This is a genomic window from Pseudomonas sp. CG7 (assembly GCF_023701885.1).
Lineage (GTDB): Bacteria > Pseudomonadota > Gammaproteobacteria > Pseudomonadales > Pseudomonadaceae > Aquipseudomonas > Aquipseudomonas zanjanensis.
The window spans coordinates 6,712-17,374 of the sequence record NZ_JABAEE010000105.1; the positions used below are offsets into that span (position 1 = coordinate 6,712).

Genomic DNA, 10,663 nt, shown 5'->3' on the forward strand with positions numbered 1-10,663 from the left:
CCCCCCCCCCCCCCCCCCTGTCGGCGCCCCGATGCCCCGCCATCCGGGGGTACAAGCAAAGCCCGGCCGCTCGCACCCCCCTTATCGCGAGCAAGCTCGCTCCCACAGGTTCTCCATGGCTGAACTGGTTATTCCCATTCGAAGTAAAAAGTTCCGCTGTCATAAAATCTTTATGTGATAGCAACTCGCCTGACACAACCGGCCGCCAAGATCCCCTCCCAACACCAGCGGGCCCAGTTCCGCGTGTTTTCTAACGCATAGACTACCAACAGGGGAATTCTTCGATGATCCGTAAGCACTTCGCAGGTGTTGCCGCCAGCGCACTGGCAATGGCAGTAACCGCCCAGGCTTTCGCCGGCACCGTCACCACCGACGGCGCCGATATCGTGGTCAAAACCAAGGGCGGCCTTGAGGTCGCTACCACTGACAAAGAGTTCAGCTTCAAGCTCGGCGGTCGTTTGCAGGCTGACTACAGCCAGTTCGACGGTATCTACACCGACAATGGCGACAAGGCCGATGCGGCTTACATCCGTCGTGGCTTCCTGGAGCTGGCGGGTGTGCTGTACACGGATTGGGCCTACACCATCAACTACGATTTCGCCCACAACAGCGGCGACTCCGATAACGGCTACTTCGACGAAGCGTCCCTGGCCTATAACGGCTTCAAGCCCGTTTCGATCAAAGTCGGTCGCTTCGACCCCGACTTCGGCCTGGAAAAAGCCACCCGCTCCAAGTGGGTAACCGCGCCTGCACGTAACGCCGCCTATGACCTGATCGACTGGGCCAACGGCCATCAGACCGGCCTGGGTATCCAGGCTTCCAGCACCTTCGCTGATTCGTTCTACGCCTCGGCCGGTGTATTCAGCAAAGACACCGACGACACCGCCGGCAACAGCATCAAGCAAGCCAACGGTCGCTTCGTGTTCGCCCCGATGCACGAAGCCGGCAACGTGCTGCACTTCGGTTTGAACGTGGCCTCCCGCGACGTTTCGGACACCGCATTCGACGCGCGTTACCGCTCCCGCTTGGGCATGCGTGGCGTTGAAACCCTGGGCGGCAACGATGCCGGTCCTAACGGTAACCGTCCGGTCCTGGGCGGCGCCAACAACTCGCCGGCCGGTTCTTACGACACCGACACCGCCTTCGGCCTGGAAGCCGCTTTCGCCATGGGTCCAGCATCGATCCAGGGTGAATACATCTCCCGCAAGACCAAGGCTGACAGCGACGCTTTCGAAGACCTCAAAGGCCACGGCTTCTACGTCCAGGGTGCCTACACCATCACCGGTGAGTCCCGTGGCTATAAAGTCGGCAAGTTCGACGCCATCAAGCCTCAGAACAAATCCATCGGCGCCTGGGAAGTGTTCTACCGCTTCGACAGCATGACCGTCGAAGACGACAACATCACCACTGCCTCGGCAACCCGTGAAGTCGGCGATGCCGAAGCCAAGGTGCATAACCTGGGCGTGAACTGGTACGCCAACGAAGCGGTGAAAATCACCGGCGCCTACGTCAAGGCCAAGACCGACAAAGTCACCAACGCCAATGGCGATGACGATGGCGACGGTTTTGTTGTCCGTGCCCAGTACGTGTTCTAAAACGTCTTGACTTGATACACCGCTGCACTTTCATCCGTTAATGCTCCTTTCGACCCCGCCCCTGGCGGGGTTTTTTTATGTGCGCCCGGTCAGGATCGGCGATACTCGTTCCATCCATCGTTTGGCTCTCGAGGAACCGTATGCCGCTTCACGTCTTGGACAGCCTGTCCGCCATCGCGCCTCTGGAGTGGGATGCGTTGGTGCCCGTCAACCAGCCTTTCCTGCGTCACGCCTTCCTGAGCACATTGGAAGACAGCGCCAGCCTGGGCCCGCAATCCGGTTGGCAAGCCGAGCATTTGCTGCACATTGAAGACGGTCGGCTGCTGGCGGCCTTGCCCAGTTACCGCAAGTGGCATTCCTACGGTGAATACGTGTTCGACCACGGCTGGGCCGACGCTTGCGCCCGCGCCGGCATCGACTATTACCCCAAGCTGCTGACAGCGGTGCCGTTCAGCCCGGTCAGTGGGCCGCGATTATTGGCGGCGCGGGGGGAGGACGGCCTGGAGTTGCTGGGCAGCCTGCCGGGTTATCTGGAAATCGAAGGGCTTTCCAGCGCTCACATCAACTTCACCGATGCTTTCTCCGACGCGGCGCTCGCCGGGCAAGAAGGCTGGCTGCAGCGGATTGGCTGCCAATATCACTGGAAAAACCGCGGTTATCGGGACTTCCAGGATTTTCTCGATGCCCTCAGTTCCCGTAAGCGCAAGCAGATGCGCAAGGAGCGCGAGCAGGTGGCGGGGCAGGGGATCGAGTTCGAGTGGCTGGAAGGCGGTCAACTGGACGAGGCGCAGTGGGATTTTGTCTACGCCTGTTATGCCAATACCTACGCGATACGACGGCAGGCGCCTTACTTGACCCGGACATTCTTCAGTTTGCTGGCCGAGCGCATGCCCGAGGCCATTCGCGTGGTATTGGCCAAGCAAGGTTCACGGCCGGTGGCGATGGCGTTCAGCCTGGTGGGCGGTGACAGTTTCTACGGGCGGTACTGGGGCTGCCTGGCGGAGTTCGACCGCCTGCATTTCGAGACCTGTTTCTATCAGGGTATGGACTACGCGATTGCCCACGGTTTGCAGCGCTTTGACGCCGGTGCCCAGGGTGAGCACAAATTGATTCGCGGGTTCGAGCCGGTGATTACTCGCTCGTGGCATTACCTGCGCCACTCGGGCTTGAAGGCGGCAGTGGCGGATTTCCTCATGAGGGAGCAGGAGGGCGTGCTGGCGTATGCCGAAGAAGCGAAAACAGCACTGCCTTATCGGCAGTGCTGATTTTTTGCGGGAATGACTCAGCGGTTTTCCTGGCCCAGCCAGCGGTAAGAGACTCCACCGATGATGGCGCCCAGCAGCGGTGCCACCCAGAACAGCCACAATTGCTCGATGGCCCAGCCGCCGACAAGCAGCGCCGGACCCGTGCTGCGAGCCGGGTTGACGGATGTGTTGGTGACCGGGATCGAGATCAGGTGAATGAGCGTCAGGGCCAGGCCGATGGCAATCGGTGCTAGCCCGGCCGGCGCGCGTTTATCGGTGGCACCGAGGATGATCAGGATGAACATCGCCGTCATTGCCAGTTCGGTGACGAAACTGGCTGCCATCGAATATCCACCGGGCGAATGCTCGCCGTAACCGTTCGAGGCCAGGCCGGACGCCGCCAGGTCAAAACCTTCCTTGCCGCTGGCGATGAAGTAGATCAACGCGGCGGCCAGCACCCCGCCGATAACTTGGGCGATGATGTAGGCAGGCAGCTCCCTGGCTGGAAACCGACCCCCCACGTACAAGCCCAACGAAACGGCCGGGTTCAAATGGCAACCCGAGATATGACCGATGGCGAACGCCATGGTCAATACCGTCAAGCCGAAGGCCAGGGCCACCCCCAGCACGCCAATCCCGGAGGCGGCCAATACCGCGCTGCCGCAGCCGCCCAGCACCAGCCAGAACGTACCCAACAACTCAGTCGTTGAACGTTTGAGTAAAGACATAAGCATCCTTGAAAAAACAGTCGTGATATTCGGTTATGCATCCCAGCAGCATTACGACAGGTTCATCTCCAGAACCTGGGCTGAGTACAGCAGGATTCATCGACAAATCCAGCGGCATGAAAAAACCGCCAGAGTCAGGGACTGTGGCGGTTTTGGCCGTGGGCGGCGGGGAGTATGAGGTGGCTGTGTGGGCTAAATGGATCCTGGACAGAATTTTTCAGTATTGCGGACTCAAAGCGGATCCCTGTGGCGAGGGAGCTTGCTCCCGCTGGGCTGCGTAGCAGCCCCAATAAGGCTGGGTGTCCAACCGATCTATTGTGTTGGAACTCAGATTTTGGGGGCGCTTCGCGCCCCAGCGGGAGCAAGCTCCCTCGCCACGGGGTCAGTGGTGTCTGGTAGAGATCAGTCGATCCCCACGAATCCACCCGTCTGATGCTGCCACAGCCGCGCATACAACCCGCCATGGGCCAGCAACTCGGCATGGCTGCCGGTCTCGGCAATGCGGCCATTTTCCAGCACCACCAAGCGGTCCATCCGGGCGATGGTGGAGAGGCGGTGGGCGATGGCGATCACGGTCTTGCCTTGCATCAGGGTTTCAAGGCTTTCCTGGATCGCGGCCTCGACTTCCGAGTCCAGCGCTGACGTCGCTTCGTCCATGATCAGGATCGGCGCGTCCTTGAGCAGCACCCGTGCGATAGCGATGCGCTGGCGCTGGCCGCCGGACAGTTTCACACCGCGCTCACCCACATGGGCGTCGAAGCCGGTGCGGCCTTCGGCGTCCGACAGCAACGGGATGAACTCATCGGCCCGGGCCTTGTGCACGGCTTCCCAGAGTTGCGCATCGGTGGCGTCGGGCTTGCCGTAGAGCAGGTTGTCGCGAATCGAACGATGCAGCAGCGACGTGTCCTGGGTGATCATGCCGATGCGCTCGCGCAGGCTTTCCTGGCCGACTTCGGCGATATTCTGGCCATCGATGAGGATGCGCCCGCCCTGTACGTCGTAGAGGCGCAGCAGCAGGTTGACCAAGGTGGATTTACCCGCGCCGGACGGGCCGATCAGGCCGATTTTCTCGCCGGGCTTGATCACCAGGTTCAGGTCGCCGATGACCCCGCTTTTCTTGCCATAGTGGAAATCCACATGCTCGAAACGCACCTCGCCCTGGGCCACCGCCAGCGGCTTGGCCTCGTCGCGGTCGGTGACGCTGACGGGCTGGGAGATGGTCTGCAGACCGTCCTGGACCATGCCGATATTTTCGAAGATGCCGGTGACTACCCACATGATCCAGCCGGACATGTTGACGATGCGAATCACCAGGCCGGTGGCCAGGGCAATGGCGCCGACGCTGATCAGCGACTGGGTCCACAGCCACAGGGCCAGGGCCGTGGTGCCGACGATCAGCAGCCCGTTCATGGTGGTGATGACCACGTCCATGCTGGTTACCACGCGGCCGGCCAGTTGGGCTTTTTCAGTCTGCTCCTCGATGGCTTCGCGGGCGTATTGCTGTTCGAAATTGGTGTGGGCGAACAGCTTCAGGGTGGTGATGTTGGTGTAACCGTCGACGATCCGTCCCATGAGCTTGGAGCGGGCATCGGAGGACACCACGGAGCGTTCCTTGACCCGTGGCACGAAGTAATAAAGTGCGCCGATGTACGAGGCGATCCACATCAGCAGCGGAATCATCAGGCGCCAGTCGGCTTCGGCGAAGAGCACCAGTGAGCTGATGGCGTAGATCAGCACGTGCCACAGCGCGTCCACGGCCTGCACCGCCGAGTCGCGCAGGGAGTTGCCGGTCTGCATGATGCGCTGGGCGATGCGTCCGGCGAAATCGTTCTGGAAGAAGTTCAGGCTCTGCTTGAGCACGTAGCTGTGGTTCTGCCAGCGGATCAGGCTGGTCATGCTGGGACTCAGGGTCTGGTGCACCAGCAAATCATGCAGGGCCACGAAGATGGGCCGAAAAACCAGGGCCACAACAGCCATCCAGGCCAGTTCCAGGCCGTGGAGCTTGAAGAAATCCGCGCTGGGCGTTGCCTGGGTCAGGTCGATGATGCGGCTCAGGTAGCTGAACAGCGCCACTTCGATCAGCGCACCGACCAGGCCCACCACCAGCAACGCGGCGAAGCTTGGCCAGACCTGTTTCAGGTAATAAGTGTAGAAGGGCAGGACGCGGTCCGGCGGGGCCGAGGTCGGGGCGTCGCGGAAGATGTCGATCAGTTTTTCAAAACGGCGGTAAACCATGGGTACCTAGCCCGGGCAGGGCTCTCCTTATATTTGCTGTGAGCGGCGCGGGGTTGCCGGCACCGCTCAGGCTTGCCCTGTGTGTTCAGTCGATGCGCTTGGCCGACTTGATGATCACAGGGTCGATCGGCACGTTTTGCATGCCTTGCTTGGTGGTGGTCTGGGAGTTGACGATGATGTCCACCACGTCCATGCCCTTGACCACCTTGGCGAACACCGCGTAGCCAGCGTCACGGCCTGGGTCGAGGAAGGCGTTGTCGGCCACGTTGATGAAGAACTGGCTGGTGGCCGAATCCGGGTTGGACGTGCGGGCCATCGACAAGGTGCCGCGATCGTTGTGCAGGCCATTGCTGGCTTCGTTCTTGATCGGCGCCTTGGTGTCTTTCTGCTGCATCTGCTGGGTGAAGCCGCCGCCCTGGGCCATGAAGCCCGGGATCACGCGGTGGAAAATCGTGTTGTTGTAGAAGCCGCTGTCCACGTACTCGAGGAAATTCTTGGTACTGATGGGGGGCTTGACCGGGTCCAGTTCGAGTTCGATCTGGCCGTTGGTGGTGTCCAGCAATACATGCGGTGCCTTGGCGGGTGTCGCGGCCATCAGGTTGGCGGCGAACAGTACGGTGCCGGCGGCGAGGACGATTTTTTTCAGCATGGGGTCAGTGATCCTGAGTGGTGGAATCGGTTGCGGTCAAAAAGTCGAGCAGGGTTTGGTTGAAGCGTTCGGGTTGATCCAGCGGGGTAGCGTGCCGTGAATCGGCGATGACCACCAGCCGTGCGTTGGGCAGATGCTTTACATAGGCTTCTTTCAGCGCCACCGGGGTGTAGTCATGGTCGGCGCAGATGACGAGGGTTGGACAGGTAACCTGTGAAAGTCGTTCCTGGACGCCCCAGCCTACGATCGCATCGAAGCTGGCGAGATAAGCACGTTTGTCGTTCTTTGCCCAGCGCCGGGCCATTTCCAGGCGTAACTCGGTTTGCTCGGGCTTGGGAAACAGCTTCGCACCGAGGGCCTTGCCGATGGTCTCCAGGCTGAGCAGGCGCATCAGGCTCCAGCGCTTGAACCATTGCCAGCAATCGTCCGGCGTGCGGACTTTGACTTCCGGCGCGCTGTTGACGATGCACAGGCTCTTGACCCGTTCGGGTTCATCCACCGCCAATTGGAAACAGATCATGCCGCCCATGGACCAGCCCACCAGATGCACCGGGCCCAGGCCGAGATGTTCGATCAGGGCGCTCAGGTCGGCGCTGAAACCGGCGATGCTGAAGCGCTCGCGGGGCTTGTCGGAACGGCCGTGGCCGCGCACATCCATCACGATCAGACGGTAGTGGGCGGACAGAACCGGGATTTGCTTTTCCCAGTCCTGAGTGCTGGAGCCCAGCCCATGGACCAGCACCACGGGCGTGCCGTGGCCGTATTCCTCGTAGTGCAGGTTGCAACCTTCATGCTCGAAATAGGCCATGGGCGAAGTCCTTGTCAGGCTTGTTCAGGGGCGGCGAATGGCGCATCCAGCGGCGCGGTGTCGAAGGTGCGCAGCAGTTCGATCAGGATTTGCGTGGCCGGGCCCAGGGGTTTTTCCTTGTTTGAAAAAAGATAGAAGGTCGAGTTGCGGCTGCCTCCCTGTTCCAAGGGTAGACGCTTGAGCACGCCTTCCTTGAGTTCCCGTTCGATCATATGCCGGGGCAGCCAGGCGAAACCCAGGCCGCTGCCGACAAAACTCGCGGCGGTGGCCAGGCTGCCCACGGTCCAGCGGTGTTCGGCGCCGAGCCAGCCAACGTCCCGGGGCTGCTGGCGGCCGGAGTCGCGAATGACCACTTGCAACTGGCTTTCCAGGTCCTGGAAGTTCAGCTCGCGATTGAGGCGGTGCAGGGCATGCTCGGGGTGGGCCACCGCGATGAATTCCACGTCGCTCAATTCCGCGCCCAGGTAACCGGGAATGCTGAAACCGCTGATGGCCAGGTCGGCCACGCCTTCGAGCAGGACTTCTTCGACACCCGACAGCACTTCTTCCCGCAGCCGCACCCGGCACCCGCGGCTTTGCGGCATGAACGCGGTCAAGGCACGAACGAGGCGGGCGTTGGGATAGGCCGCGTCGACCACCAGGCGCACTTCCGCTTCCCAGCCCTGCTCCATGTGGTGGGCCAGGTCTTCCAGTTGGCTGGCCTGTTTCACCAATTGCCGCGAACGGCGCAGCAGCACGCCGCCGGCTTCGGTCAGCACGGCCTTGCGCCCATCGATGCGCAGCAACGGCACGCCGAGTTGATCCTGCATGCGGGCCACGGTGTAGCTCACTGACGACTGGGAGCGATGCAGCACATCGGCGGCCTGGGCGAAACCGCCGTGGTCGACCACCGCCTGCAGGGTGCGCCATTGATCCAGGGTCACGCGGGGCGCTTTCATATCGAGCTCCTCTTGTCCTAAGCTGGCGGTCCCTTGGTGGAGACTGCCGAATGAAGAAAATCTGTTGTGTGGTGCTGGCCTTGCTGCCACTGACCGCGTTTGCCTACCCGATCGATGTGGAAAAACACCTCAACGGCCTGAGCATCGACTACACCGCCTATGACACCGATGCCGACATCGGTTCCATCCAGGTCAACAACTACGGCAGTACCGACGCGGCCTGCACCGTCGTGTTCCGCAACGGTCCCGAGTCACCGCGCACCCGCAAGATCGAAGTCGCCGCCGGCAAGTTCAAGAACGCCACGGCCAAGTTCAACCGCAACATCATCAAGCTGCGCATCAAGCTGACCTGTCAGCCGAAATAGGCCGGCAGCGGGGCAGGAGACATTGCTTGCTCCGCTTATAAACGAAAATATCGATGCATTACAGCAGTTATTTGCGCTTTTTCATCGATATGCTCACGTTTAACCTTCACTCCATCGACTGACAACATTCTCAGATGGAGCCTACAAGCCATGTCACGCGTTCTGATCATCGAAAGCAGTGCCCGCCAGCAAGACTCGGTTTCCCGCCAACTGACCCAAACCTTCATCAGCCAGTGGAAAGCTGCGCACCCGGCCGACGAAATCAGCCTTCGTGACTTGGCCATCAACCCGGTGCCCCACCTGGATGCCAATCTGCTGGGCGGCTGGATGAAGCCGGCCGAGCAGCGCAACGACATTGAGAACGCCTCTCTGGAACGCTCCAACCAACTGACCGATGAGCTGCTGGCCGCCGACGTGCTGGTCATGGCGGCACCGATGTACAACTTCGCCATTCCCAGCACCCTGAAAGCCTGGCTCGACCACGTGCTGCGTGCCGGCGTGACGTTCAAATACACCCCCACCGGTCCCCAAGGCCTGCTGGCCGACAAGCGCGCCTTCGTGCTCACCGCCCGGGGCGGCATTCACGCCGGTGGCAGCACCGACCATCAGGAACCCTACCTGCGCCAGGTCATGGGCTTCATCGGGATCCACGACGTGACCTTCATCCATGCCGAGGGCATGAACCTGGGTGGTGAGTTCCAGGAGAAAGGGTTGAATCAGGCCAACGCCAAACTGTCCCAAGTCGCCTGATCCGTTAATCCTCGGATAATCGCCAGGTGGTCTAGTGGCCTGGCGCTTCCCTTCAAACCGTTTTGCGCATCGAACCTCCCTTTGCACTGCTAATGCTCCTGAGTGCATCAGCCCGATTGAACGCTTTAGCGAGATCGGGCTTTTTTTTTGTCTGCAATTCCCGTTCGCGCAATGCCCTCCGTGGGAGCGAGCTTGCTCGCGATAGCGGTGTGCCAGAAACATGGATGCTGACTGATACGCCGCCATCGCGAGCAAGCTCCTCCCACAGGGTTCTGCGTGTCGAGATATTCGCGACAACCCGTAAAACCCGCTATCTTCGCCGCCCATTCGAAACGAGGGGCGGTATGGGCTATCTACTGTTTGTGACATTGATCCAGGCGTTTTCCTTCAGCTTGATCGGCGAGTACCTGGCCGGGCATGTGGACAGTTATTTCGCGGTGCTGGTGCGCGTGGTGCTGGCGGGACTGGTGTTCATCCCGCTGACCCGCTGGCGCCAGGTGGAGCCGTCATTCATGCGCGGCATGCTGTTGATCGGCGCCTTGCAGTTCGGCGTGACCTACGTCTGCCTGTACCTGAGCTTCCGGGTCTTGACCGTGCCGGAAGTGCTGCTTTTCACCATTCTCACGCCCCTGCACGTGACCTTGATCGAAGACGCGCTGAACCGTCGCTTCAATCCTTGGGCATTGATCGCGGCGTTGGTGGCCGTGGCCGGTGCGGCGGTGATTCGTTATGACCGGATCAACCCGGATTTCTTCATGGGATTTTTGCTGCTGCAACTGGCCAACTTCACCTATGCCGCCGGGCAGGTGCTCTACAAACACCTGGTGGCCCGTCACCCGAGCGACCTGCCGCATTACCGGCGTTTCGGCTATTTCTATCTCGGTGCGCTGATGGTGGCGTTGCCGGCGTTCCTGCTGTTCGGCAAGCCAGACTTCTGGCCCGAAGCGCCGTTGCAATGGGGTGTGCTGGTGTTCCTCGGGCTGGTTTCCACTGCATTGGGACTGTACTGGTGGATCAAGGGCGCGTGCCTGGTCAACGGCGGGACGCTGGCAGTGATGAACAACCTGCACGTGCCGGTGGGGCTGTTGGTGAACCTGCTGATCTGGAACCAGCATGAGGCGTTGGGGCGGTTGCTGCTGGGTGGGGCGGTGATATTGATGGCGGTGTGGATCAGTCGGTTGGGGGTACGCAAACCTCAGCCTGCGTACTGACCCCTGAACCCTGTGGGAGCGAGCTTGCTCGCGATGGCGGAGTATCAGTCAGCATCTATGATTCTGATGCACCGCCATAGCGAGCAAGCTTGCTCCCACAGGGGAATGGGGGTGGCGTTAAGAGCTCCGGCTCTCACCGG

At 60.9% G+C, this 10,663-nt stretch carries 10 protein-coding genes; 5 read left to right on the plus strand and 5 right to left on the minus strand.

Features of this window, described 5'->3' with window-relative positions; genetic code table 11:
- Positions 1–284 precede the first annotated feature (284 nt).
- Both HGO40_RS27620 and HGO40_RS27625 read left to right on the plus strand, forming a co-directional pair.
- Complete coding sequence (locus HGO40_RS27620; protein ID WP_250965622.1) at positions 285–1,595, plus strand: OprO/OprP family phosphate-selective porin; 1,311 nt, start codon at positions 285–287, stop codon at positions 1,593–1,595.
- Between the two features lie 140 nt (positions 1,596–1,735).
- Positions 1,736–2,860: a GNAT family N-acetyltransferase gene (locus tag HGO40_RS27625; RefSeq protein ID WP_250965623.1), complete on the plus strand. Its 1,125-nt coding sequence runs from the start codon at positions 1,736–1,738 to the stop codon at positions 2,858–2,860.
- Positions 2,861–2,877: 17 nt separating this feature from the next.
- Here the strand turns inward: HGO40_RS27625 and aqpZ are convergent, their stop codons facing one another.
- From aqpZ to HGO40_RS27650, 5 genes are all read right to left on the minus strand, one after another.
- Positions 2,878–3,567, minus strand: a complete 690-nt coding sequence (gene aqpZ / locus HGO40_RS27630) for an aquaporin Z (protein WP_250965624.1) — start codon at positions 3,565–3,567, stop codon at positions 2,878–2,880.
- A gap of 402 nt (positions 3,568–3,969) precedes the next feature.
- Complete coding sequence (locus HGO40_RS27635; protein WP_250965625.1) at positions 3,970–5,802, minus strand: ABC transporter ATP-binding protein; 1,833 nt, start codon at positions 5,800–5,802, stop codon at positions 3,970–3,972.
- An 85-nt stretch (positions 5,803–5,887) separates the two neighbouring features.
- Complete coding sequence (locus HGO40_RS27640) at positions 5,888–6,451, minus strand: peptidylprolyl isomerase (protein WP_250965626.1); 564 nt, start codon at positions 6,449–6,451, stop codon at positions 5,888–5,890.
- 4 nt (positions 6,452–6,455) lie between these two features.
- On the minus strand, positions 6,456–7,259 hold the full coding sequence (locus HGO40_RS27645) for an alpha/beta fold hydrolase (protein ID WP_250965627.1): 804 nt from the start codon (positions 7,257–7,259) through the stop codon (positions 6,456–6,458).
- Positions 7,260–7,273: 14 nt separating this feature from the next.
- The gene (locus tag HGO40_RS27650) at positions 7,274–8,197 is read right to left on the minus strand and encodes a PA3225 family LysR-type transcriptional regulator (RefSeq protein ID WP_250965628.1); all 924 of its coding nucleotides are present in this window, start codon (positions 8,195–8,197) and stop codon (positions 7,274–7,276) included.
- A gap of 50 nt (positions 8,198–8,247) precedes the next feature.
- Here HGO40_RS27650 and HGO40_RS27655 point away from each other — a divergent pair, with 50 nt between their 5' ends.
- From HGO40_RS27655 to HGO40_RS27665, 3 genes are all read left to right on the plus strand, one after another.
- Complete coding sequence (locus HGO40_RS27655; protein WP_250965629.1) at positions 8,248–8,562, plus strand: 3-phosphoglycerate kinase; 315 nt, start codon at positions 8,248–8,250, stop codon at positions 8,560–8,562.
- Between the two features lie 150 nt (positions 8,563–8,712).
- The gene (locus tag HGO40_RS27660) at positions 8,713–9,312 is read left to right on the plus strand and encodes an FMN-dependent NADH-azoreductase (RefSeq protein WP_250965630.1); all 600 of its coding nucleotides are present in this window, start codon (positions 8,713–8,715) and stop codon (positions 9,310–9,312) included.
- 344 nt (positions 9,313–9,656) lie between these two features.
- Positions 9,657–10,523 carry a carboxylate/amino acid/amine transporter gene (locus HGO40_RS27665; RefSeq protein ID WP_250965631.1) on the plus strand — a complete coding sequence of 289 codons (867 nt, stop codon included), beginning with the start codon at positions 9,657–9,659 and terminating at the stop codon, positions 10,521–10,523.
- Positions 10,524–10,663: the final 140 nt, after the last annotated feature.

Excerpts from the sequence above, each read along its gene's own strand:
- HGO40_RS27620 (WP_250965622.1), top strand. The coding sequence starts at position 285 with ATGATCCGTAAGCACTTCGCAGGTGTTGCCGCCAGCGCACTGGCAATG.
- HGO40_RS27655 (WP_250965629.1), top strand. The coding sequence starts at position 8,248 with ATGAAGAAAATCTGTTGTGTGGTGCTGGCCTTGCTGCCACTGACCGCG.
- HGO40_RS27640 (WP_250965626.1), bottom strand. The coding sequence starts at position 6,451 with ATGCTGAAAAAAATCGTCCTCGCCGCCGGCACCGTACTGTTCGCCGCC.
- HGO40_RS27635 (WP_250965625.1), bottom strand. The coding sequence starts at position 5,802 with ATGGTTTACCGCCGTTTTGAAAAACTGATCGACATCTTCCGCGACGCC.
- HGO40_RS27650 (WP_250965628.1), bottom strand. The coding sequence starts at position 8,197 with ATGAAAGCGCCCCGCGTGACCCTGGATCAATGGCGCACCCTGCAGGCG.
- aqpZ (WP_250965624.1), bottom strand. The coding sequence starts at position 3,567 with ATGTCTTTACTCAAACGTTCAACGACTGAGTTGTTGGGTACGTTCTGG.
- HGO40_RS27665 (WP_250965631.1), top strand. The coding sequence starts at position 9,657 with ATGGGCTATCTACTGTTTGTGACATTGATCCAGGCGTTTTCCTTCAGC.
- HGO40_RS27625 (WP_250965623.1), top strand. The coding sequence starts at position 1,736 with ATGCCGCTTCACGTCTTGGACAGCCTGTCCGCCATCGCGCCTCTGGAG.
- HGO40_RS27645 (WP_250965627.1), bottom strand. The coding sequence starts at position 7,259 with ATGGCCTATTTCGAGCATGAAGGTTGCAACCTGCACTACGAGGAATAC.
- HGO40_RS27660 (WP_250965630.1), top strand. The coding sequence starts at position 8,713 with ATGTCACGCGTTCTGATCATCGAAAGCAGTGCCCGCCAGCAAGACTCG.